20 protein-coding genes are annotated in these 25,000 nt (G+C 41.8%); 8 read left to right on the top strand and 12 right to left on the bottom strand.

The genetic code is table 11. The annotated features are described in order from the left end of the window. Positions 1-67: 67 nt before the first annotated feature. Positions 68-922, top strand: coding sequence for a pyridoxal kinase PdxY (pdxY, locus tag Q4546_RS00290; protein WP_102439051.1), 855 nt, complete (start codon positions 68-70; stop codon positions 920-922). 191 nt (positions 923-1,113) lie between these two features. Here the strand turns inward: pdxY and yghU are convergent, their stop codons facing one another. Beyond that, positions 1,114-1,971, bottom strand: coding sequence for a glutathione-dependent disulfide-bond oxidoreductase (gene yghU, locus Q4546_RS00285; protein WP_102477068.1), 858 nt, complete (start codon positions 1,969-1,971; stop codon positions 1,114-1,116). 278 nt (positions 1,972-2,249) lie between these two features. Next, entirely contained in the window at positions 2,250-4,322 is a 2,073-nt protein-coding gene (locus Q4546_RS00280) for a M13 family metallopeptidase (RefSeq protein ID WP_303445466.1), read from the bottom strand. A 287-nt stretch (positions 4,323-4,609) separates the two neighbouring features. On the opposite strand from Q4546_RS00280, the gene Q4546_RS00275 reads away from it, so the two are divergent. From Q4546_RS00275 to Q4546_RS00265, 3 genes are all read left to right on the top strand, one after another. After that, positions 4,610-4,930 (top strand): hypothetical protein, encoded by a 321-nt coding sequence (locus Q4546_RS00275; RefSeq protein ID WP_303445465.1) that lies wholly within the window; start codon positions 4,610-4,612, stop codon positions 4,928-4,930. Between the two features lie 80 nt (positions 4,931-5,010). Next, positions 5,011-5,547 carry an NUDIX hydrolase gene (locus Q4546_RS00270; protein WP_303445464.1) on the top strand — a complete coding sequence of 179 codons (537 nt, stop codon included), beginning with the start codon at positions 5,011-5,013 and terminating at the stop codon, positions 5,545-5,547. Positions 5,548-6,077: 530 nt separating this feature from the next. Further along, the gene (locus tag Q4546_RS00265; RefSeq protein WP_102439041.1) at positions 6,078-7,544 is read left to right on the top strand and encodes a carbon starvation protein A; all 1,467 of its coding nucleotides are present in this window, start codon (positions 6,078-6,080) and stop codon (positions 7,542-7,544) included. Between the two features lie 307 nt (positions 7,545-7,851). On the opposite strand, the gene Q4546_RS00260 is transcribed toward Q4546_RS00265, so the two are convergent. From Q4546_RS00260 to Q4546_RS00250, 3 genes are all read right to left on the bottom strand, one after another. Further along, the gene (locus Q4546_RS00260; protein WP_241901124.1) at positions 7,852-9,777 is read right to left on the bottom strand and encodes a bifunctional diguanylate cyclase/phosphodiesterase; all 1,926 of its coding nucleotides are present in this window, start codon (positions 9,775-9,777) and stop codon (positions 7,852-7,854) included. 506 nt (positions 9,778-10,283) lie between these two features. Further along, positions 10,284-10,724 (bottom strand): cyanase, encoded by a 441-nt coding sequence (gene cynS / locus Q4546_RS00255; RefSeq protein ID WP_102439039.1) that lies wholly within the window; start codon positions 10,722-10,724, stop codon positions 10,284-10,286. A gap of 50 nt (positions 10,725-10,774) precedes the next feature. Beyond that, entirely contained in the window at positions 10,775-12,496 is a 1,722-nt protein-coding gene (locus Q4546_RS00250; protein ID WP_102439037.1) for a bifunctional protein-serine/threonine kinase/phosphatase, read from the bottom strand. 409 nt (positions 12,497-12,905) lie between these two features. Between Q4546_RS00250 and Q4546_RS00245 the strand changes: the two genes are divergently transcribed. After that, positions 12,906-13,280 (top strand): hypothetical protein, encoded by a 375-nt coding sequence (locus Q4546_RS00245; RefSeq protein WP_102520808.1) that lies wholly within the window; start codon positions 12,906-12,908, stop codon positions 13,278-13,280. 299 nt (positions 13,281-13,579) lie between these two features. Here the strand turns inward: Q4546_RS00245 and Q4546_RS00240 are convergent, their stop codons facing one another. Continuing rightward, on the bottom strand, positions 13,580-14,476 hold the full coding sequence (locus Q4546_RS00240) for a LysR substrate-binding domain-containing protein (RefSeq protein ID WP_198589366.1): 897 nt from the start codon (positions 14,474-14,476) through the stop codon (positions 13,580-13,582). Positions 14,477-14,739: 263 nt separating this feature from the next. Here Q4546_RS00240 and Q4546_RS00235 point away from each other — a divergent pair, with 263 nt between their 5' ends. Further along, positions 14,740-15,708, top strand: a complete 969-nt coding sequence (locus Q4546_RS00235; protein WP_303445463.1) for a TDT family transporter — start codon at positions 14,740-14,742, stop codon at positions 15,706-15,708. Here Q4546_RS00235 and Q4546_RS00230 read toward each other — a convergent pair. From Q4546_RS00230 to Q4546_RS00215, 4 genes are all read right to left on the bottom strand, one after another. Beyond that, positions 15,705-18,062: a penicillin acylase family protein gene (locus Q4546_RS00230; protein WP_303445462.1), complete on the bottom strand. Its 2,358-nt coding sequence runs from the start codon at positions 18,060-18,062 to the stop codon at positions 15,705-15,707. The two genes, Q4546_RS00235 and Q4546_RS00230, sit on opposite strands and share 4 nt — an antisense overlap. Positions 18,063-18,189: 127 nt before the next feature. Next, positions 18,190-18,930 (bottom strand): DUF2057 domain-containing protein, encoded by a 741-nt coding sequence (locus tag Q4546_RS00225; RefSeq protein WP_303445461.1) that lies wholly within the window; start codon positions 18,928-18,930, stop codon positions 18,190-18,192. 144 nt (positions 18,931-19,074) lie between these two features. Further along, positions 19,075-19,716 (bottom strand): sulfotransferase family protein, encoded by a 642-nt coding sequence (locus tag Q4546_RS00220; protein WP_303445460.1) that lies wholly within the window; start codon positions 19,714-19,716, stop codon positions 19,075-19,077. A gap of 95 nt (positions 19,717-19,811) precedes the next feature. Beyond that, positions 19,812-20,090: a peptidylprolyl isomerase gene (locus tag Q4546_RS00215; RefSeq protein ID WP_102439027.1), complete on the bottom strand. Its 279-nt coding sequence runs from the start codon at positions 20,088-20,090 to the stop codon at positions 19,812-19,814. Positions 20,091-20,238: 148 nt separating this feature from the next. On the opposite strand from Q4546_RS00215, the gene Q4546_RS00210 reads away from it, so the two are divergent. Next, positions 20,239-20,910, top strand: coding sequence for a DsbA family protein (locus Q4546_RS00210; RefSeq protein ID WP_303445459.1), 672 nt, complete (start codon positions 20,239-20,241; stop codon positions 20,908-20,910). 148 nt (positions 20,911-21,058) lie between these two features. Here Q4546_RS00210 and Q4546_RS00205 read toward each other — a convergent pair whose 3' ends face one another. Then, positions 21,059-21,289 carry a cytochrome c3 family protein gene (locus Q4546_RS00205; RefSeq protein WP_102439023.1) on the bottom strand — a complete coding sequence of 77 codons (231 nt, stop codon included), beginning with the start codon at positions 21,287-21,289 and terminating at the stop codon, positions 21,059-21,061. A 385-nt stretch (positions 21,290-21,674) separates the two neighbouring features. After that, on the bottom strand, positions 21,675-22,322 hold the full coding sequence (locus Q4546_RS00200; RefSeq protein WP_102439021.1) for an SOS response-associated peptidase family protein: 648 nt from the start codon (positions 22,320-22,322) through the stop codon (positions 21,675-21,677). Positions 22,323-22,635: 313 nt separating this feature from the next. Here Q4546_RS00200 and Q4546_RS00195 point away from each other — a divergent pair, with 313 nt between their 5' ends. Further along, positions 22,636-24,873 (top strand): acyl-CoA dehydrogenase, encoded by a 2,238-nt coding sequence (locus Q4546_RS00195; RefSeq protein WP_102439019.1) that lies wholly within the window; start codon positions 22,636-22,638, stop codon positions 24,871-24,873. Positions 24,874-25,000 lie beyond the last annotated feature (127 nt).

The raw sequence follows: 25,000 nt of genomic DNA, 5'->3' as shown, positions 1-25,000 counted from the left end.
TCGTTAACTGATATTCTTTAAATGTAGATAGTTAATTATTCTTAAAACATAAATAAAAGAGAGTGTTATGAAAGGTGTCATTTCGATCCAGTCGCATGTTGTTTACGGGCATGCAGGAAATAGTTCAGCAGTATTTCCTATGCAGCGTATGGGTTTAGAAGTTTGGCCTATTCATACAGTGCAGTTTTCAAATCATACTCAGTACCAACAGGGCTGGACTGGGCGGGCTTTTTCTGCCGATGATATTAATGAGCTGGTGGCGGGTATTGGTAACATAGGTAAGCTTGCAGATTGTCAGGCGGTGCTATCAGGTTACCAAGGTAGTGCTGAGCAGTGCCAAGCAGTGATCCAAACCATTCAAACGGTTAAAGAGATCAATCCGCAGGCTATTTATGTGTGTGATCCTGTAATGGGTGACCCTGAAAAGGGCTGTATTTTGGCTGATGGTATTACTGAGCAATTAATTAAACAAGTTATGCCTCTGGCTGATGTGATTGTACCTAATCAATTTGAGCTGAGTCAGTTCACTCAAATGGATATTACCAATCTTGAGCAAGCTAAAGCAGCTTGCCAAAAAGCATTGTCTTTAGGGCCTGATATTGTGTTGGTTAAGCATTTACACAGCATCGCTGATGAGACATTCACCATGATGCTGGCAACCCAAGAGGGTTGTTATATCAGTCAGCGTCCACAACTTGAGTTCGTAAAACAGCCAGTTGGTGTTGGTGATTTAATTTCAGCGTTATTTACCGCAAGTTTAGTGCAAGGCTTATCTGCTGTTGAGGCATTTGAACATGCAACAGATGCTTGTTATGGCGTGTTAAAAGAGACCGCCCATCAGCGCCAGTGGGAGCTACAAACTATTGCAGCCCAGCAAGAGCTGGTCACACCTTCAGAGCACTTTAAAGCGATTAAAGTTTAGTGGTTTAGGTTTATAGGTTGAGCTTTAATGATTTGGCTTTAATAAATAAGTATCGCAATGTTTAGTTATAAGGCCTTTGACCTAACTGAATAAATCAGAGCTAAATAAAAACCACGCTAATTAGATTAAGCGTGGTTTTTTGTTTAAATGGCATAGCTATTATCTGAATTAAGAATTTTAAGACGCTTAATTTACGGCTGTTTATTCAGTACCTCATCAATATCAGCTGCACTGTGGCGATTAGGCAGTTGCTCCCATTCTTCGCCCCATGAGCGATTGACGATACGACCACGCTTTACTGCTTGGCGCTGGGCAATAATATTGGCCCAACGAACTAAGTTCGGATAGCTTGCGACATCTAAAAACTCTGCAGCATCATAAAGATGGCCCAGCACCAAACTGCCGTACCATGGCCAAATTGCCATATCGGCAATGGTGTATTCATCACCGGCAATAAAGGCATGTTTCGCTAATTGCTTATCAAGCACATCAAGTTGACGTTTGGTTTCCATAGCGAAGCGATTAATCGGGTATTCAAATTTTTCTGGGGCATATGCATAAAAGTGACCAAAGCCGCCCCCCAGATAAGGCGCTGCTCCTTGAAGCCAAAATAACCAATTTAGCGTTTCTGTGCGCAGAGCAAAGTCTTTTGGTATGAAGTGACCGAACTTATCTGCTAAATAAACTAAAATCGCGCCAGACTCAAATACTCGCACCGCTTTAGCACCTGAGTTATCGGATAATGCTGGAATTTTAGAGTTTGGATTGATATCAACAAAGCCTGATGAGAACTGCTCACCTTCGCCAATATTAATCAAGTAAGCATCGTATTCTGCCTCTTTTACCCCTTTGGCTAGTAGCTCTTCTAGCATGATGGTGACTTTCTGGCCATTTGGTGTGGCTAATGAATGCAGCTGAATTGGGTTGCTGCCAATAGCTAATTCTTTTTGGTGACGAGCGCCTGAGTCTGGTCGGTTAATACTTGCCCATTGACCACCGTTTTCTTGATTCATGGTCCAGACTTTTGGTGGTACATATTCGTTGCTCATGATGTTTCCTTATCTGTGTCACTATTCTGTTTTAAAAGCATGTGTTTTAAAAGCGTGCGTTGTTATATGCGCGGGTATAAATCAGATATTGGGACTAATACGAAATTAACAATGATAAAGCTCATAACCATTGGTTATTGTTCAGCTGCGAATATCATATGGATTGACTGTTACTTTAAAGTGGGTTCATTACATAACTTAAAGATAAAAAATGCCAGTCAATTGAACTGGCATTTTGGTTTTTTAATCAAGTTTGATTAGCTCTGATTATTGCTTAACTACCAAATACGCACACGTTGATCTTCTGGTAGGTACAGCTTGTCACCAGGTTTAACATCAAAGGCTTTGTACCATGCATCATGGTTACGTGGCGCTAATGCGCGGTAACGCCCTGGCGCGTGAGTACCTGCACGAAGCTGACTTAACATACTTTGCTCAGTACGTTTTTCTTTCCACACTTGCGCCCATGCTAAAAAGAAGCGTTGATCGCCTGTAAGGCCATCAATAATCGGCGCATCTTTGCCGTTTAAACTCAGTTGATAAGCGTTATACGCCATGGCTAAGCCGCCAACATCACCGATATTTTCACCAAGGCTATTACGGCCATTAACGAAGTTTTCTGGGATTGGCTCATATAAACTGTATTGCGCTGCTAGCTGGTCAGCTTTAGCATCAAATGCCGCTCTATCTGAGTCGGTCCACCAATTACGCTGAATACCGTTGGCGTCCGATTTTGAGCCCTGGTCATCAAAACCATGGCCCATTTCGTGGCCAATAACGGCGCCAATGCCGCCGTAGTTCACTGCGGCATCTGCGTTAGGGTCAAAGAATGGTGGCTGTAAAATTGCGGCTGGGAATACAATCTCGTTGAATGAACTATTGTAATATGCATTGACAAATTGTGGCGTCATGCCCCAACGGTTACGGTCGGTTTTTTGTAGCTCTTTAGCGACGCTGTCAGCATGAAAATATTGACGTAGGTTGTGGATGTTCGCCACTAAATCTTTGCTTGTCAGTGATAAACCATCAAACTGTTGCCATACATCTGGGTAACCAATTTTTGGTTTAAATGCGGCAAGTTTAGCGTGTGCATTGACTTTAGTTTCAGCACTCATCCAATCTAGGCCATCAATACGTTGACCCAGTGAAGTACGTAAGTTCTCAACTAATTCCGCCATTTGCTGTTTTGATGATTCAGGGAAATAACGTGCCACATACACTTTACCAATCGCAAAACCTAATGATTGCGTGCCCGACATTTCAGCGACTGCGCGTTTCCAGCGTGGTTTAGGCTCTTCTTGCCCGCTTAACTCTTTACCGTAAAAAGCAAAGCTGGTGTTGTAGATGTCTTCAGATAATAATTCTGCATTATTACTGATGGTGTGGAACTTAAGGTAATCCTGCCAAACATTAAGTGGCTGCTGATTAATTAAGGCAATCATTGCTTTAACTGGCTCAGGCTGTGAGATATTTAATTGTGGAACTTGATAGCCCGTTTGTTCGATAAATAAATCCCAATTAAAGCCTGGGTATTGCGCTGCTAAATCAGCACGTTTAACTTGGTTGAGGGTCAGGTCGCGGTTACGGCGCTTTTCTCTTGGCCATTGACCTTCAGCAATTTTTGTTTCTAATGCCAGTATGGCTTCAGCGCGAGCGCTGCCATCTTTGATACCAGTGAAAGCCAGCATGGCTGTAATGTGCTCAACATAGGCTTTGCGGATGTTAATGAATCTTTCACTGTCTTCTAGATAATAAGAACGGTCGGGTAAACCTAGACCACCTGCGCCAATAGACATTTCATATTGATCTGGATTGATGCGATTAAACCACATGCCACCATAAATTGGCGATGCAGCATCGGTTAACCAAGTTTGACCGAAGACTTTGGTTAAGTCGTCGGTGTTGTTAATGTTGTTGATGCTATCAAGGGTTGCTTGAATTGGGCTGACACCCAGCTTATTAATGGTGTTAGTGTCCATGTAAGCATTATAAAAATCAGCGATAAGTTGCTCTTCAGCATTTAAGTCATTGCGGCTGGTGATATCATCAATGATTTCTTTAACTTGGGTTTCACTGCGCTCAGCTAATGCTGTAAATGCGCCATAACGAGTTTTATCTGCTGGCATGTCAAAGTTGTCATACCAAGTACCACTGGCATACATAAAGAAGTCATCACCGGGTTTAACTGCTTCATTGCGGGCGCTTAAATCAACCCCAAAGCTACCAAGCTCAGCTGCGCCTTTGGCTTGGGCAGTGACTTCTGCTGCTTCATTAGTGACTTTGACATCAGATGTACCGCATGCGCTTAAAAAACTGGAGGCGAGGGCGAGGGCGATTAAGGACTTTTTCATTATTATCTTCTTCCTTGTTGGTAATTAAAGTATTTATAGAGCGTTTTTTAGATAAAAATTAGCTAACAATATTGTTAAGCCAAGGGGAAATGTCAACCTTGTAATTGTTAGCAAGTTTGAGCAAAGCATTGTTGGGCGTTAAGTTATTCGGCTAGAAGTAGTAACACCATGCTTTAAAGCTTGTTTGGGCGGTGAGTTTTAACCGCAGTTAACGGGCGCATATTAATCTGCGCGTAGTTTGTGTATAACTAGTTTATACAATTCAGTTTCAGCTTTTTAGGCTAATTATGTCCAGCAACCCAATTGCTAATAAACAATCAATTATCATCATTTTAAGCTTGCTGTTAGCAACGGTTTCAGCGGTGATCTATATTACCAAGGCTCACCAAAGCCATAGCCCCGAAACTTGGACATCATTTGTTTATAAAAATGGTTATGAGTCAGCCAGTTATTTGATGCAAGATGGTTTTAATGATTATGCTGCATGCAAAATTTACTCCCAAGATATGTCTGTCACTTATCAGAATGCCCCTTGGCAATGTGGGTCTAAATGCCGCTTTGATTCAATGAGGCAAGGTTTTGAATGCGAGTCGATGATTAACGATTAATCAGTAGTTGCCGCTAACCTCTTAGATTGAAATCAAGTTATTTGCCACGTATCATGCGCTTTTTCATCATATTGAATATTATGCGCCACTTAAAAACCTGTCATCACTCTGACACACCTATCGAGTTTGTTGCTGCTAATCAACCACATATGCTGACGCGAATTGCTACTAGAGCAATTGTATTAAAAGGTAATAATATTTTGATGTTATATACCGAGCGTTATCACGATTACAGCTTGCCAGGTGGCGGTGTTGATGCCCATGAAGATATTGAGCAAGGGTTGATCCGCGAGTTACAAGAAGAAACCGGTGCGAAATCTATTAGCAATATTACCGCATTTGGGGTTTATGAAGAGTATCGCCCTTGGGAGCGTGATGGCTATAAAGTGATAAACATGCTGAGCTACTGTTTTAGCTGTGAGATAGATAGTGAGCTGGGTGAGACCCGATTTGAAGCCCACGAAATTAGCAACGGCATGCAGCCTGTATGGATTGATATTGATGAAGCGATTCAGCACAACCTTAATACCATTGCCAATAGCGCTAAAAAAGGTTTATCCATTGAACGTGAAACCTTTTTACTTAAGCTAATTAAAGCTGAGCTTATCAATAGCTAGCTTTGAGCTAAGAGGATACTTGGGGTCGTAGAGTTAGTGTTGAGCTAATAATGGTTACTCAACATATTCCTTTAACGCCCAGCAAATAACGTAGGGGCGTTGTCATTGCGGCGAGTATGGTTATAACTGCTTAGTGCTTAATTGCTAAGCTCTTTAATAAATAGCTACCTTGCTACTTTTTGAGATGTGAACGTTCTTTTGAATTTCTAAGTATGGACGGCGATCACAAAAATGGCTTTTGCTTGCAGGTTTATTAATTAGTAATTAAGCAACAGTTTTGAAATACAGTTTTCATAGAGACTGACTAAATTATTGAAATAACCGTTTTATTAGTGGCTTAAGCTTTATTGATAGGGGTGATTTGATGTCACGCGAATGATTGTTTCTTTTGGTTGGTAATATATCTACAGTTTAATGATTTGAGTAACGCAACCCCGACCTTGGTATAGCTCTGGATAGCTTGACCAATGTTAGTAACTACCTGACACTCTATGCTAACCAAATACCCTACCAAGTATGGATAATAAAAAATGCTAATTTTCTTTATTTGTATTGCGATGTTAGTCCTCGCTTATAAATTCTACAGCCCTTTTGTTGAGCGCCAAGCGGGCATTGACCCAAATGCAAAAACACCTCAAACACGTTTTGACGATGGGGTTGATTACGTCAAAGTTCATCCCGTTAGAGCGTACCTTATTCAATTTTTAAACGTTGCAGGTGTCGGGCCAATCTTTGGTCCTATCCTGGGGGCATTATACGGTCCAATCGCCTTAGTGTGGATTGTATTGGGTAATATTATTGGCGGCGCGGTGCATGATTACTTCTCTGGAGTTATGAGCATCAAAGAAGACGGTAAAAGCTTACCTGAAATCGCCGGTCACTATTTTAATGTGTACTTTAAAGGGGTGATGTTGGTATTCACTGCGATGTTATTGTTCTTCGTTGGTGTGGTGTTCATTATGAGTCCTGCGGGACTGTTAAGTAACTTAGAGTTATTTGAAGGTACCATCTTGGCTAACAATACCTTTTGGGTATTGGTTATTTTAGGCTATTACTTCTTAGCGACACTGTTACCCATTGATAAAATTATCACTAAATTGTACCCATTATTTGGTCTACTCATGATTGTGATGACAGTATCAATTGCAGTGGCACTGCTTATCAGTGCGCCGCAATTGCCCGAGGTTGCAGATATTTTTGCTTATTTTGACCATAGCCATTACAACAATGATTTACTGGAGCCAAATCCTGATGGTTTACCAGTATGGCCGTTATTATTTGTCACCATAACTTGTGGTGCCATTAGTGGTTTCCATTCTACTCAAGCCCCTATTATGGCTCGCTGTTTAACCAATGAAAAATATGTTCGCCCAGTTTATTATGGCGCAATGATGTCTGAAGGTATTGTTGCTTGCGTATGGGCAACAGCAGGTATTGCGGCTTTCCCTGGTGGATATGTTGAGCTTAAGAGTATTCTTGATGCGGGTGGGCCTGGCCTTGTAGTGAACCAAGTTGCGAGCACTTATCTTGGCGTTGCTGGTGGTATTATGGCGATTATTGCTGTAGCAATTTTCCCGATAACCTCAGGGGATACCGCGTTCCGTTCATTACGTTTGACCATCATTGATGCGTTTAAAATCCCGCAAAGTATGCGTAACCGTTTGCTATTAGCCATTCCAATTCTGGTGATTGCATACTTTATGACTAAGATTGATTTCTCATTAATCTGGCGCTATTTTGCCTTCTCCAACATGTTACTTTCAACCAGTGTACTGTGGTTGGCAACTAAGTACTTATTTAACCGTGGTACTTTCCATTGGATTGTGAGTTTACCTGCAATCGTCGGTACTTCTATCACAGTCTCTTATATTATGACTGCGGGTGTTGGCCTTGGTTTACCACAAGAGTTAAGCCAGCCAGTGGGTATCGCTGTTGGGATTATATGTTTAGTAGGGCTGATTATTGCCCACAGTAAACGTAAAGTCGCGCACGCTTAATAGGCTCTGATATCGGCTAATTCTGCAATGATTTAAACGATAGATGATAACAATTAGGTGATCGCAGTTAAGCAATCACATAAAAGATGTTATTTAAGCCCCAAAAACCGATGTATGCATCGGTTTTTTTATGCCTAAATTGGGTCGTACAGCAAGTTAAAAAGCCAGCTTAGAAGTCAGTTGATGATCAGTAATAGCGATTAGCCATTCTATTCACTGAGTGTGGTCAATTTGACGTATCCCAAAAAATGAAGGGCAAGGTAGATGCTGCTATCATGCCCTTTATTAAGGCTAGCTGCGGTTAGGTTTATTCATCTTTATTGATAATCGGATTACACACACCTGTGCCCGTTAATGCAATATGGTTGAGGTTGTTTTTAATCACTTTAGAACCAACATTGAATGAGGTTTCAGGTCGACTGATGAGGTAACCTTGCACACAATGAATGCCCAGTTTTTTGATTAATTCAAATTGAGAGGCCACTTCAACGCCTTCAGCAACCACTTTTAAATCAAGGGTTTTCCCCAAGTTACTAATCGAATCTAAAATCTTTTCGTATTTAGGGTTAATAGTAGCTTGGTCAATAAACAGCTTATCAATTTTGATCACATCAACGGGTAAATTAGCCAATGTTGAAAGGGAGCTAAAGCCAGTGCCAAAATCATCGATGGCAATTAATACCCCTTGGCGGCGTAGTTTTTGTAAATCATTAATAATAGTGTCAGATGCATGGATTAAACATGATTCTGTTATTTCCAATAATAATGCTCTAGCTGGTAAGCCTGTTTTCGCTAAGGTGTCCATAATCCAGTCGTATAACGGCACATGCTTTAATTGCACCCCTGAGATATTCACTGAAATTCGGACTTTATTCATGCCGGCATTGTGCCAAGCTGACATTTGGCGACAGGCTTCAAATAAAATCCAGTTACCCAGTTCAATGATCAAGTTTGAGTCTTCTGCGATTGGGATAAATTCAGTTGGGGTGATTGGGCCTTCAATAGGGTGATTCCAACGGACTAAGCATTCGAAGTAATCGATACTGCAGTCATCAACGCTGACAATCGGTTGAAATGATAAGCTGAAATTTTGGCTGGCAATGGCTAAACGCATTTCTTCGAGTAGGTAGTGATAGCGGCGAATTTTATTACCCATTTCTGGCGAATAGACACGAAAAATACCGCGACCATCGGCTTTGGCGCGGTACATGGCCACATCGGCCATTTGTAATAGTGTATTGGGGTTTGATGCGCTGTCAGGGTAGCTAGCAATGCCAATGCTAGCACCAATTTTTATGATTTTATTACCAAGTACGAAATCTCGTTCAACTTCTTGTAGCACGTTTTTAGCGACTTCCACTGCACGGTTGTCATCGTCAATGTGATCAATAAAAATAGAGAATTCATCACCGCCTAAGCGGGATAGATTTAGCTCTAAATTTACCCCAGAGCCGATATAGCTAAGGTCATGGTTTCTGATCACTGTGGATAATCGATTGGCAACTTGAATGAGCACTTCATCGCCAAAGCTGTGGCCAAAGGAGTCATTAACCTGTTTAAATCCATCTAAGTCTATGAATAGTAAGGCTTGTTTGGTGCCATCTTTTTGGGCGCGTTGTAACTGTTTTTCTAAGTGTTCAAGGTAGGCATGGCGATCGACAAGACCGGTGAGCTTGTCTTGAAATATAGTTAACTGGGTATCAATATTTTGTTGTTTTACATGCCTATTTAACTCATTTAATGCCACGCTAATGTGTGACAGAGTATTGTTAGTGTGATTGTTTGGCTGCTTTATTTTGAAGGTCGCTAACAATTTATCGGTTTCATTACTGATAAATTCAAGTGATGCACTGTTCTTCTTATCAGAACTGGCTTTGATATAAAAAGGGATAAAGCAGGCAAATAGAAACATGAGTAGTAATGGCACATTACTGAACATCATCATAGCGCCAAACACGTCTGTGACCTTGACTACGGTGAGTTCATTGTCATCCCGAGCCAGTACCGCAAAGTAATGCTGCCCAGATTTCACGATATCATTTTCTAAAAACAGCCACTTTTCCCAATTGGAATTAGTATCTATGACATTGGCAGGTGCAATCTTAATTACGTTGTGGTGAAAATTTTCAGTATGAATAGCATCGATACCCTGGCTAAAACTTAACACCAGTAATACGTTCATCATCATCAAAAAGCTAATTAACATGAATACGAACTTTGAAATTTTAGTCATAAAGAGTCTTAGTAAAGTGTGCCGATTGAAAATCGTATGATGTTCGCATTTTGTTTACGGTAGTTAGCAATTTTGTTTCAATGATGTAGCGGCTGAATTATAAGCTCATTAATACGGGGATACAAGATTTTTTGGGTTATCGAATTGTTAAAAAGTGCAATAAATATAATGTGTTACGAATGTAACAAAGCTTTTTCTGTGGACGAGGGAAGCGTTTTAACCAGATTTGTAACTGGCTTTAAATTGGCTTTTTTTACAGTGCAATAAGGTGAAGTAATAATATGAATTAGCATTATATTCGGCACTATAGCCAATTGGCTTTGACCCGTCAGTTATTTGCCCAACATAGATGGCACAAAAGTATTAAGGTAATAGCACTGCTTCGGTTAACTTTATCGCGTCACTGTTACAAAAATCCCACCGCCCATTAATGGCGATAGGATTTATTAATCGGCGAGGCATGGTCTAGGTAGTTACACCTTGTCTAGCTCAGTTGTAATTGCCAGTTACCATTTCTTATAAGGTAAAAATTTACCATTCATGGTCACTAATACGCGATCGCCTTTGGGATCTTCAATTTTATCAATGTTTAAACTAAAATCGATTGCGCTCATTATCCCGTCACCAAATTTTTCATGGATCACAGCTTTCATCGGCATACCATACACCTGCATGATCTCGTAAAAGCGATACACCAATGGATCGGTAGGCACTGTCGGGCCTAAGCCTTTAAGTTGGGAGTTGGTTAGTGGCATCATTTGCTCTGCTTCGATACCTAAGGCTTGTGCAATTTGAATTGCTTCAGCTTCAGATGCACAGGCTTGGCCGTAGCATAATGCCGCCACCCAGACCTCATCTCGGCCCACCATCTGACCTATATCATTGAAGGTGAGTTTTTGTGCTTTTTTGGCAGCTAAAATCGTTTTACTTAGGGTGTTGATTTCCATAGTGCAGCTCCAGTTTAAGTGACATAGTTAAGGTAAAGTTAATTAGCACATCAGCGAAATATTAATAGCAAGATGATGAGACTTAAGATTGCACAAATCCCTTGCCAGAACTTAACAGGCTCGCGCTCGATAAGTGGGGCACGGGTTTTATTTAAAAAAGCTTGAGTGGGATGACGCAAGTCGTATAAGTATTCTGATAATTCACTGTAGCGTTTATAAGGATTAGGATGGAGCGCTTTTTTTAACGCATCATCAATCCAGGCCGGGATGTCGCGCTCATCATCCAGTACTGATTGATATACCAAGCGGTTTTGCGCCGCTTTGGTCCTTGCTTGGGACATCTTACCGTCGAAGGGTAATTTGCCGCTGAGCATTTGATAGGTGATCACCGCCAGTGAAAAGTTATCAGCCATATGGGTGATAACTTCACCTACAAAGTATTCGGGGGCGGTATACTGCACTGTGCCGAGAATATCGGCATGTACGATTGGGGATGATATTTCAGCAAGACCAGCTACTTTGGTGGCGCCAAAATCTATGATTTTTACCATGCCATTAATGTCAATCATGATGTTTTCAGGGCGTAAATCTTGATGGATCATTTCTTGCCGATGAAAAGCCCGCAAGCCTTTAGCTATTTGCTCGACAATATCACGCACGGTTTCAATAGCGGGTTGTGGATTATCTAACATCCACTGGCTCAGGGTAATGCCTTCGATGTATTCCATGGCTACATAGAGATAATTACGCTGTTTAGTGGGCGGACAAGGCTTAAGGATATGGGCATTATTTAGCCTTCTGGCAATCCACTCTTCCATTAAAAATCGTTCAAGATAAGCAGGATCACCTTGTAAATCTATTGATGGTGTTTTAATGACAACTTTTTCTAGGTTGTCGATATCCATGGCCAAGTACACATGGCTGCGACTGCTATGGTGCAAAGCCCTGAGGATTTGATAGCCGTCAAAATTCATTCTGGCATCAAGAATAGGTGGAAAAGGTTGTTCGGTGAGTTTTTGTAAAGCTTCATCAGCGCTTTGCAGCGGCAAGTCATCAATGCGGATAATTTGAATGGTTAAATTGTCTTGGCTGCCATTGGCCAGTGCAACCTCTGCAATGACTTGGGCGGCAATATCTAAGGCTTGATGATGTAATTTTATTAATGAGTTAATTTCGTCTTCGGAAATAAATTCATAAATGCCATCGGTTGTTAAGATAAAAGTATCACCGAGTTCTAGTGCCTTAGCATCATAATCGATTTCTAAGAAGGGGCTGATACCTAGGCCGCGGTTAAGGTAGCTTTTATGAGCGTTTATCCACAGGCGGTGATCTTCAGTAAGCTGAGTTATTTCATTATCCCGCAACCGATAAATGCGGCTATCACCAATATGAAATATATGGGCAGTGGTCGATTTGAAGACCATCGCGCTTAAAGTACATACATAACCACGATCGTTATCAAATCGATGTTCACTTTTTTGGGATTGGGAATAGAGCCAAGAGTTTGTGGCGGTTAGCACCTGAGCGGCGGACTTTTTAACCGACCAAGATTCTGGCGTGCAACTATAGTCATCTAAAAAGCCCCTTACGCTAGCTTCACTGGCAATTTGGCTCACATCACTACTACTGATCCCATCAGCAATGGCAATAGCAATGCCCTTAGAGGTCAATAGTGGTTGCTTTGGGATCGTGGCGCCATGAAAATCTTGATTGATTTCCTTAATGCCTTTGTTGGAATATTGGCCTATTGAAACGGTGAGCTTTCGAGTCATATATTTTCTTATTAAGCTAAAAGTAATGGCTCATCAGCGCCAATCATAAATACTTGCTTTTAAGTGCAACTAACATTCCAAAACGTGGCCAGTGCGCAATGTTAACTCAGTCAAAAGGCTAACAAGTTATAGCGTTGCAGCATTACTATTGCCTAGCGGTAACTAAGTTAAACCAATGAAAGTCTGTGATGGCGCTCAGTTGGTCGTTTGCTTTGTTACGTAATGGTGCAGTGCGAATAATTAACGCACTTAAATAGATCGAAATAGCGGCTGTGACTGGCTTATTGGCTTTGGGGTTAAAACATTATCCATTAGCAATAGTTAATTTAACGGGCTGTGTTTTATATAACGGTTTATATCTTTAAAATCAGTATAATTATACTTAAGCTAATTAACTGTGGAACACGCTGTGCTTACAAAAATACTGGTAACCTTGTTAGTGATCGTCGCTTGTGTGCTGTACATACGCAGCGGTCGTGGCACAAAGAAAAAGCCGGCTTTAGTGTCAATGGGCAGTGATTCTTCACCGCTATTTTCAAAGTTGATTATTTATCCGATGATCGCTGTTTCGATGCTAGTAACTGCAGCCTTTTGGGGCTGGTCATGGTATGACGATAATAAAATTGTGCAAGTGACCATTTCATCGCCTGTTGAAGCGATGTCGGCAACTTATTATGTGCGCAAAAAAGACATTGAAGCGCAGCGTATTACCACTGTGGATGGCATTCAAATTCGCTTATCTAACCAAGAGCGTATAACGGTAGCGGCACCTACTACGAAGTGATTTTCAGCTCGACTCGATGAACAAGTTATTTAGTTTTTCGTTTGCCATTGCAAACAAAACCTCATAAAGCATTTGAGTAGTGGGATTTGGTATTTGTCTTTATGTACTAGCAATCAGAAACAAATGGGCGGCATTACTGCCGCTGCAATATCTTATTGATATCAAAGCTGAACACTTGATTGCCATTGCAAACAAAACCTCATAAAGCGTTTGAGTAGTGGATTTTGGTATTTGTCTTTATGTACTAGCAATCAGAAACAAATGGGCGGCATTACTGCCGCTGCAATACCTTATTGATATCAAAGCTGAACACTTGATTGCCATTGCAAACAAAACGTCATAAAGCGTTTGAGTAGTGGGCTTTGGTATTTGTCTTTATGTACCAGCAGCCAAAAGCTGCGCGGCATTTCAATTGGTTGTTTGAGTAAACTAACTCGACCACTTTCTATAGCATATTGCGCGGCTAAGGTGGATAAGCAACCTAAGCCCAGCCCTGCTGAGACACTGCTAATTAACGCCTCTGTGGTATTAAGCTCAAAGGCCAGTTGCCAGTGTTTAAGTTGTGGTGCCAGCGTATTGATAAAGCATTCTCGCGATCCGGAACCTGGCTCTCTTAACACCCAATCATGATTGTCTAAATCGTTAATAGTTACCTTTTCAAGCTTAGCTAGAGGGTGCTCAGAAGCACTAATAACACACATGTTATCGGCACTGAAGGGCACAGAGAGGAGATCAGGGTGGTAATTATCTCGTTCAATTAAGGCGACATCTAGTTCAAAATCAAGCAGTTTTTGGCAAATAGTAGCGGAGTTTGAAATGAATAAACTTTGGCTGAAGTGTTGCTGTTGCTGGCGAAACTGGCTCAGTAAATAAGGGCTAACATGGTTGCCTATGGTGTCACTACTACCAAGCCTGAGTTTACCGCTATTGGCGTGCTCATCATCAAAGAGGGTATTGATTTGCTGGGCGCGATCCAGTAATTCATCGGCCAAAGGCAGCAGTTTTTGACCTTCTTGATTAAGGATAAGTCGATTATTTACGCGATCAAATAGTGGCTGTCCTAAGTGTTTTTCAAGCTCTGCTAGCGCCATGCTTACCGCCGCTTTTGATAAGTATAGTTTTTCAGCTGCTGCAGTTAAGGTGTTGTGCTGAGTAATAGCGTTAAATACATTGAGCTGCCGCAAAGATATCAGTATCGCCATGGTGTTATCATCCCCGCTTTTCATGGTTATCATTAGCGCTGACTTAGGTTTAACGCCAGTTTGCTTTTATTGTCAGTTGTTTTGTTGATGGCCTAATTATACGTTCAATTAAACTTAACGCATGTTTTAAATAATTGGATATATCTGAACAATTAGCAAGAGTAATATCAACTCAAGCTAAAAAGTTGAAACTCTTTTATTGCAATCTCTTTGATTGCTAACAAAGGGGTTTATCCGAGAGTTAAGTTGAGGCCACCATGATAAACATCGCTAAAGCTAAATTAATGACCGCTCCAACCCCTATGGCAGGCTTAGCATTGGCGATTGCTAGCTTAGGTTGGTGCTGGGAGAATCTCGCCGATTTTCAGGGTTATGGTCAATGGGGCAGCGCTGCTATTGCGAGCCTATTATTACTGGTGTTAACGCTGAAGTTTTTATTGCTGTCTCATACCTTAAAGGCAGATTTAGCGCACCCTGTGGTTGGCAGTGTAGTACCGACCTTTGCCATGGCCACCATGGTAGTATCTAACTCAGTTGGGCATTTTTACCCTCAAGTCGGTGATGCTTTATGGTTATTTGCAGTAGGGCTTCATATCGTATTTTTGATTAGCTTTTTATATCACCGCGCTAAAGTATTTGAGCTACATCATATGGTGCCAAGTTGGTTTGTGCCGCCGGTGGGGATTATCGTGGCCGATGTGTCTTTTTCAGGTAACCCGCAATTGACATTAGTCGCCCATATCGCCTTGGTATTTGGCATGCTTGCCTATGCCTTGATGCTGCCGGTGATGATTTATCGTTTGATATTTACCCATGAAGTGCCTGATGCGGCTAAACCGACCATGGCAATTTTAGCGGCGCCAGCAAGCTTATCACTAGCGGGTTATTTAACGGTAACGGCTACGCCATCACCCATTATCATTGCCTTACTATTTGGCATTGCAGTGCTGATGACCAGTATTATTTATTTAGCCTTCTTTAAGTTACTAACCCTCCCTTTTAGCCCTGGCTATGCCGCGTTTACTTTCCCTATGGTCATAGGCGCGACAGCATTATTTAAAATGATCAGCTGGATGCAAAGCATTAATATGGCTGAGCAATACATTCAGCAAGTGCGGATACTGGCTATTATAGAATTATCGATAGCCACCGTGGTAGTGGTGTATGTGGCCGCGTGCTATTTACACTTTTTCCAACCCCGAAGGGCAAAATCCGCGCAAGTTTAGCGCGGCTTAATGGTTAATGTGTGCTCAATAGTTTGTGGCAATAATGGCGTAGCTTGATTATTAACATATTGCTGATAGCCACTACGATAATAAGGCGATAACGGGTGGCCAGATTGCCCACCAGGAATGCTCATGATGGCATCTTGCTCATTGCCCGGTTGTACAATAAATCGCTGTGAGGCGCCAAATGAGGCACCTTGCACCGCTGGCATAAAGCTGTCGCCATAACCTTGTGCAGCAGGCATATCTAACCAATGGCTCAGTAAGGGCATCTGTTTTGAAAATGGGTGCTTAATGTCGAGCTTATTTACCTCACCCCAGCGTAAATCAGCTAGCTGACTATCTTGACTGTGCTGTTTAAGTAAGGCGGTTTTAGCCTGTTTGTAGGCGCTGATGGCAAATTCATCCCAACTTTGGAATTGCTTAGGTAGCCAGCTTTTAGGCTGCTGATTGATCAGTTGCCACATAGGCGTTTCTAAATAGCGCTTAATCACAGCTAAGCTGCTGCCTTGGCTTGTTAGATTAGTTTCAATCGGCGCAAAGCTTTGATCTATCATGGCGGCGCGAAAATGTTTTACTAAGCTATAGCCCACCGAGTCTGCACAGGCACAATCGCCCCATTGATTGATGAACTTAACATCTTCAGCGAACCGTTTGGGTTGTTGGCTTAGCAGATTAAGTAGGTATTGCTGCCAAGGCTGTAAAAATCGTGCTTGATTATCTAGCTGCAAATTAAAAAAATCAGTTTCAGTAAATTGCTCTTGCTCATGTAATCTGTCCCGAATTTGCGTAGCGCGGGCCCCAAGAGCATAGCCGCCATCACCGAATTGGGCTAAATCTTGGGTGGAGAGCACCCGTGAATTAGCGGTCCAAATACGATGGCTGAGTGGGTTAATGACACTTGGGACATTGGGTTGGGGTTGCTGCCAAGCTTGGGTTTGCACTTCAGTTGCTGTTTGAGCGACATTGGCAGGATTACTACGACTTGGTAGCGCGCCAGCTATCTTCCAGCCCGCGTTACCTTGGCTGTCTGCTAACAACATATTTTGTGCTGGAATACCGATACTGCTGGCTAATGCCATGGCTTGATCGACTGTGGTTGTTTGCTCTAGTTCAATTAAGCCCATATTAACCGCATAGTCTTGATGGGCGACCCATGATAGTGCGTAGTTTTTATCATTAACGGTTTTTACCGGGCCATATTCACTGACTTGTACTGTATGCATCACTTCTGAGCTGGGCAGTTTAATCGGCTCATATTCAAGCGCTATTTCAGTGTTGGCGTCAATTTCAACCCAGTCAGCGGTGTCCACATAACTGTTGGTAAATCCCCAAGCGAGCTTGCCATTAGAGCCCACAACAATGGCTGGCGCGCCGGGTAATGAGACGCCAGTTATTTGCGCCGATGGATTGGTATTATTTGGGACATTATTGGTTTTAGCATCGCTAATGCTGGGGTAATTTAATTGCGCTCGATACCAGATAATAGGTACGGCAAACGATAAGTGCATATCATCAGATAACATTGCCCGGCCAGACTTGGTAAGCTCTCCGGTCACTGCCCAGTTATTGCTGCCGACCTCTAATGGGGCGGTGATTGTGCTGCTGTTTGCTTGAGCCAAAAGCTGGGGCTCAAGTGTTGGGATATCGCCGTCAAAGTAGGGGATTTGGCTATCATCAAGAGCTGCCTGATGGTGGCTTGTTTGGGTTAAAAATGCCAGCATATCGGGGCCAAAGGTCTGTTTTATTTGGGTTAAGGCCATATCTCGCTTAATGGTATTGCCTTGTAAATCAAGATACATACTAAATATGACCAATAAGCTGTCGGTTTCATGCCATGGTTGAGGACTTGATTGGGTGAGTAGGTATTCAAATGAGGACAGAGTTTGCGCCTTCAGTGCGGCATTTACCCCTTTAGTGTAAACCCTAAGGGTTTGCTTTTCTTTTGTGGTTAAGCCATCAAATATCATTTGTGCCCGTTTGCGTAGCTGATGAAAGCGGCGGTTTTTATCGCGCTCAAGTGCCTTTTCACCAAATATTTCAGCCAGTTCACCTGCGGCATTGCGTCGTAATAAGTCCATTTGAAAAAAGCGGTCTTGGCTGTGGGCATAGCCAAGGGCATAAGAGGCATCAAGGCGGTTGCTGGCGCTGATAATCGCCGTGCCGAGTTCATCACGTTCAATGGTGACAGGCGCTGTTATATCTTGGCTATTAAAGCTTGTATTTAAGCTGGGCATACTTAGGCGCAATACACTATAAATGGCTAATAACACCAGCATGATCAGTACGACTAGGCTGGTGAGCGTGTATTTGGTGACGTTAGATTGCAACACCTTGGTAAAGCTAATAGACATGGTTATGACCCTAAAGAATATTCGAGTCTATGATAACCAAGGTTACTAGTTTGTTAACAGCATTTTATTGCTTATAGCAAAATAACTTAACGTTATAAAATAGCGTTTATAAATTAGGGTTAGTTAATCATTGCTGATTAATTTTGGCTTTAAATTTAGCGCGAGTTTCTTGATTGGCTTTACTGTACCAATAATCGAGCATTTCAGTGATTTCTGCCTGATCTTGAGCAATTGTCTTAGGTGTCATCACTGTCGGAGCTAATGCTGGCGCAGCCGCGACAGTGGCAGGTGCTGCTGTGGTCGTTGACGCAGGAGTTATCGTTGCTGTCGAGGTTATTGTTGGTGCAGCAGTTAACGCTGGCTTAGTCGCGAGATTGGCGTTATCGACACTTAGCGGCGTAAAGCTCATGGCGGCAGGTTTATTGCTAAGGTTGTACTGGCTGAGCTCAAGCTCAAAATCGCGGCCTAATTGCAGCCCATCTTTTAGGAGTAAATCTTGTATAAACTCCACAGGTAGACCTTGGCTATTGGTAAGGGTTAATTGGGGCGATTTATTAAAGCTATTGGCGGCATTTCGATTGCGTATGCTTGGCAGTTTAAGGCGATAGGTATCATTACTGGCGCTAAACTTTACGATCACCGCTTCAGATTTAAATTGCGTTTGCATGCCGCTATCACGGTAATTAACCTGATAGCGAAATAGCAGCTGATTGTCACCTTCAACCAAAGTCACTTCATCAGTATCCAATTGTTGGCCATTCAATAGCAATACATCAACACTACTAGGAATATCTAATACGCTAGCGGCAAAGCTTGCAGGGCTGGTGATGATGACGAGGAGTCCGATGATAAGTGGATGTAATTTCATGGTGTTCTCATTATGGCTAGAAGTGGGTATGGTCACTATTGGCATTGAATGATGCTGAGCGAGCAGTGACTATTTGTTCAAAACAATGCTTAATCGTTCCATTAAGTTATAGCAAAGCTCGCCTGAGTTACAACTTAGGCATAACTAACTTTTAGGAATTCGATAATCAAAAAACTTGCGATGTTCAGGGCCTGCTAAGTTGGTATTCACTTTATTAGGGTGCTTATATTCGCCCCAGCTTGCCACATGGGTGCCAACATTAAGCTGTGGAAACTCAGCAGTGGGGCTGTCATGTATACCAATGAAGTTGAGTAAAGTTTGCAGACTATTGTTATCGCTAAGTTTTATCGATAGAAAGTCATCTCGATGCTTAAAGTAATGGTAAACAGCTTGTTGATGCGCAAGGTAGCAAGCTTTTAAACGCGCTTGATCTAGCAGATTATCAGCGTCTAACGGGCCAAAAGTTTGTTTGAAACAGCGCTTAAGGATCGGATGGAAGGTGCCGGTTTTATCGGCAAGGTTTGGCCTCATTTTTGTGAGCAGCATTTGTATTGACGCAACCCAAGTGTCGATAGGTCGGTCGATGTAGACAAATTTGGCATCGGGAAATAACTGATCTAACTGTGGGTAATCACAAAAACAGGGCACATCTGAAACCACATCGGCCACTTCAAAAGCGCGTTTGGTTAAACCGATATGGGCGACTTTTAATCCCTGTTCAAGTAAGGCAGCACTCACGCTGGTGGTGCCAGTTCTGGGCAAACCAATGATAAACACTTTGGACATGATTGCTCTCGATTAATACTCAAGAAACAATGATGTTAGGCTTGGGTATGGTGAGTTAAATGTGCGCCGAAAACGCAATAAACTAAGGTGACTCCTTAGGTGCGGTACAAAATTTTTATCACATGCCAACCGAACTTGGTTTTAACTAAATGGGGGGTAATAAGCTCACCAGTAAAACAGACTCTATCGAATTGTGGTACCATTTGACCTTTTTTAAATTCACCTAAGTTACCGCCACTTTTTCCTGAAGGGCACGATGAATGTTTTCTTGCTAGCACATCAAATTTAGCGCCATTATCAAGTTGCTTGATTAAGTCTTCTGCTTGGGTTTTGTGTTTAACTAATATGTGCAGTGCTGCAGCGGTTCTGGCCATGGGGACTCTCCAATCAATAATGGCCAGATTATACCTTGTTTAATGGCAAAATTTGAATCGAATTTAATCGCCCGAGTTTGACTCTGATTTTTAGTTGAATTGATGGTATAACAGCTAGCTTAGTCCCTTTAAAACAGATGAGTGATACATGCCTCAACGACTCAGCAGCCCGTTAGTGGATCAGCCATTAGCCCGTAAGCAAGTGCAATTGTTTTACGTTTACGACCCTATGTGCAGTTGGTGCTGGGGATATCGCCCCACTTGGCTGGCATTAGCTGAGCAAATCAAGCTGCAGTTGCCTCAGGTGCAACTGACATACCTGTTAGGCGGCTTAGCCCCAGACTCCGATGTGCCAATGCCACTAGAAATGCAGCAATTTTTAGCTAACACCTGGCAAAAAATAGCGACGCAGCTAGGAACCCAATTTAATTTTGATTTTTGGCGTCAATGCAAGCCAAGGCGTTCGAGTTATCCCGCCTGTCGGGCTTGCCTTGTGGCAAGGCACTATGGTTTAGAGCAGCAAATGCTGTTTGCCATTCAACAAGGCTATTATTTGCAGGCGCAAAACCCCTCAGATGACAGCACACTCATTGCATTCGCAAGCCAACTGGGTATTGATGAAGCAGACTTTAGGGCGAAATTAACCTCCAGTGCCACGCAGCAGCAATTACTGTCTGAGCTTAATGTTGCTCAGTCTTTACCTAATGAGGGTTTTCCGTCACTGGTATTGGCGATTGATCAGCAAAGCTATTGTGTTCCATTGGATTATAAAGACGTTAATGTCAGCCTTAAAGCGATTAACAAGCTGTTAGCTGAGTAACTATCAGTTATTTTTGGTTAATGACAGGCACAAAAAAACCAGTTGCAAGGCAACTGGTTTTTAAGTGCTCTTACTGAGCGTTTAACACTTGATTTTGTGAGTTTGGCCAAATCTGGATTATGGTCAAGCTACATCAAGGTTAAGGAGCTTATTTTACTGTGTGGCAATCAGCACATTCAGTAATAGTAAGATCTGGTGTATGTAGATCAGTATCTAACTCGTGAGCGTCAGTTAGGCTGTGACAATCATTACAAGTTTCGATGTTTGCTTCCATTTCAGCATGCTCTTCAACATTGATAGCATTGTGACAATCAACACAATCAACAGCAAAAGCAGAACCTGCAAACATAAGTGCAGCAATCATAGATAAATATTTCATAGTAACTCCATCATCAGTTAAGGGGCTTAATCGCCCATGCTAAGAACCTAAGTTGGCCTTAACAAACTGCGCATACTCAATGAACCAATATCTTAATGAAAATAAATCCGTTACTTTAAAACTAAGAACACTGAAAATTGGATAGCACATTTTTTAAATTAGTCTTTGTAATACAGCCTAAACTGCCTTACTCGAAGACTATCTTATCGATTTATGTTAATTGAAACTTAAAATTGCCCTTAAAGCTACAGTTTTGCATTTTCTAGCTTAGTTAATTCTCAAGGTTGTGATCTGCTTAATAAAATTCTAGAAAATTAAAATGTGTTAACCCTATCCGAGTTCAGAATTAACAGGGGGAAATTTTTGGAGAAAGCGGCTTAATCATTTAGGCGCGACAGATCTTAATCCATTTATCTGGTAGTGGATTAAGTAATGGCTGGAGCTGCGAAACATCATGATAAAGCCAGTTGTTAATCTCGGTAGACGGAATAAACAATGGCATGCGGTGGTGATACTGAGCGCATTTATCATTAGGGTTAATGGTAAGTGTAACCAGTTGATTTTCTTCAGGGTACAGTATGCCAGCCATAAACAATGGCTTATTAGCTGCGTGACTGAAGCGATACTTTTGTTTTTTAGTCTGGCGTTCATCGCGCCACTCAAACCAAGCACTACAAGGGATGATACAGCGCTGCTGTTTAAAGGCATTGGCAAAGGTTGCTTTGTCGGCCGCGGTTTCTCCTTGGGCATTAATAATGATTTTTTTAGACCAATTAGGTTTTATCCCCCAAAGGCTATTTATGACAGTTAAAGGCGGAATATTTGCCGAGTGACTTATTGTTGCAATTGCAGTGCTACTAGGGTCTGCGGCATTTATTGATGGGGTTGTTTCAGGGCAAGTACGAGTGATGCAGGTAACAGTATCTGTTGGGCGTAAATCAAGGTTTGTTTGTATCGACAGTGGCATATCAAACAAGTCATCAAGTGTTTGCTTCATGCCATCAAATAGCATTTCAATTCTGCCACACATCATTTCGGCCCCTTTTTATTTCCATTCACTTAAAGTAGCATTTTTTCCCATGAGTTTGACTAATGATTTGTGTCGAGTAGCTTTGAAAATTTGCTTAAATAGCATTCTCGACTTTAAAAATTCAAACGAGCGTATAAATTTTTTAAAAATTTTTTGCTTCAGCGCACACGTGTAAGTTTATGAAATGCTGGTATTATTCTTTAAATGTTACTTTGTTGTTGTAATTATTGAGTTTATTTTTAATTAGAATGTTTGATCTAATTTAATTTTTGTGACGTAATGCACACTATTAGTCTGGTCTGATGAGTGTAAAACTATGAGCTTAAGAACAACATTTAAAAAAGTATTGCCAAGTATTTCGACGACAGAACAAGAAGCGTTAGATGCCGGAGATGTTTGGTTAGAAGGGTCTATTTATCAGGGCATTCCTGATTTTGCCGCCTTACGTGACATTCCTGGGGCAACGCTGTCAGCTGATGAGCAAGCTTTCCTCGATGGCCCGGTGCAAACATTAATCGAAATGGTTGATGATTTTGAGATTCAAAATGGTAAACACTTACCAGACAATATTCTTACTTACTTAAAAGAGAACAAATTCTTCTCTTTAATTATTCCTAAGTCTTACGGTGGACTTGAGTTTAGCCCTTATGCTAACTCAACTATCGTAGCGACCATTGCTGCTAAAAGTTCTGCGGTTGCTGTTACGGTCATGGTGCCTAACTCTTTAGGTCCTGGCGAGTTATTAATGCACTACGGTTTAGATAGCCAACGTGACTTTTGGTTGCCTCGTTTAGCTAACGGCCAAGAAATTCCATGTTTTGCGTTAACAAGCCCTGAAGCGGGTTCTGATGCTGGTGGTATTCCTGATATTGGTACCGTCACCATGGGTGAGTATCAAGGCGAGCAAGTACTGGGTTTATCAGTAACTTGGGATAAGCGTTATATCACCTTAGCGCCAATCGCTACGGTACTCGGTTTAGCGTTTAAAGTTGAAGATCCACAAGGTTTATTAGGTGGCAAAGAACAGCTTGGTATTACTTGTGCGCTTATTCCTAAGGCGCACCCTGGTGTGCAATTAGGTAACCGTCATGATCCTATGGGCTGTCGTTTTTATAACGGTACTACCCGTGGTGAGAATGTGTTTATTCCAATGGACTTTATTATTGGTGGTCAAAGCAACATAGGTCGCGGCTGGCAAATGCTGGTTAGCTGTTTAGGCGCAGGTCGGGGTATTTCTCTGCCGGCTTTAGGTGTTTCAGTTAGCCAATGTTCATTTAAGTCTTCTGCTGAATATGCCGCTGTGCGTGAACAGTTTGGTTTATCAATTGGTAAGTTTGAAGGTATTCAAGAAAAGCTTGCAGATATTGCCGGTAAAACTTACTTGCAAGAGGCGATGCGAGTGCTAACCACTGAAGGATTAGGTTTAGGCTTAAAACCTTCTGTAGTAACAGCTATTGCTAAGTATCACATGACAGAGCTTGGACGTGATGTTCTTGATTCTGCTATGGATATTCAAGCTGGTAAAGCGATTCAACGTGGACCACAAAATACCTTAGCATCAGGTTATGTGGCGCAACCTATTGCAATTACCGTTGAAGGTGCCAACATTCTAACCCGTAACTTGATGATTTTTGGTCAAGGGGTGATGCGTTGTCATCCTCACTTACAAAGTATGGTTGAATCAATTCATAGTGATGCAAGTGATGCTGATAAAACCTTTAACCGTATTTTCAGACAAACCGTAGGTTACAGTGTTGGTAATAGTTTACGCGCATTCAAATTAGGCGTATTGCCATTTACTGCTCCAGCTTCATCTGCATTGCCTGAAGTTATTGGTTACGAAAAATCAGTACACAAGCTTGCATCTAAACTGGCTGTTTATGCTGACTTCTCGTTGCTTGTATTAGGCGGCAAGCTTAAACAGGCTGAAATGATCTCAGCACGTTTAGGTGATGTAATGAGTTACCTTTATGCGGCGATGGCATCGATTCGTTTTTACGAGCAAAAAGTGTCAGCAGATGAGCGCACGCAAGCTAAGCCATACTTTGATTACGCGACTCGTTGGGCGCTATGTAAAGCTGAAGAAGCACTACTAGGCTTCCTAGAGAACTTCCCATCTAAGCCGACTCGTCAGTTCATGCGTTTAATCACCATGACTTACTCAGCTAAAATGCCAAAAGTGAATGATGATTTGGTCAGAGAGCTTGCCCATCAAGCCCAGCTTGATACCACATTTAAAAAGCAGTTAACTCATTTAATTAAGCCTGTTGCTGGTGATGGTAACTACATTAATGAGCAAGCTTACTTAGCTAAAATGGCATGTTTACCTATGCTAGCTAAAGTGAAAAAGGCCCTTAAACAGCGTGTATTTAAAGCTGGGGTTCGTTTCTCGTTAACACTGGATGCCGCGCTTGAAGCTAAGGTTATTACAGCCGATGAGCATAAGCAGCTGCAAGATTACAACTTAAAGCGTGAACGTGCGATCCGAGTTGATGAGTTTGATTTTGATATGAACATAATTACCGATAAAGCGGATTTAAAAATCGCTAACTAATATCGCTAAAATCAGCCTTGTTTAGGATGTTAAAAGCCGCTTTTAAGCGGCTTTTTTGCGTTTAGGGCTTATGTTGGCAAGATTAATGTTTGATTAATTGTCGATTAAATTGTAACCGGCTCACAAT

This window comes from Shewanella sp. 4_MG-2023 (genome assembly GCF_030548015.1).
Taxonomy (GTDB): domain Bacteria; phylum Pseudomonadota; class Gammaproteobacteria; order Enterobacterales; family Shewanellaceae; genus Shewanella.
The sequence above is the reverse complement of the archived record's forward strand: the minus strand, read 5'-3'. Positions and strand labels throughout refer to the sequence as shown.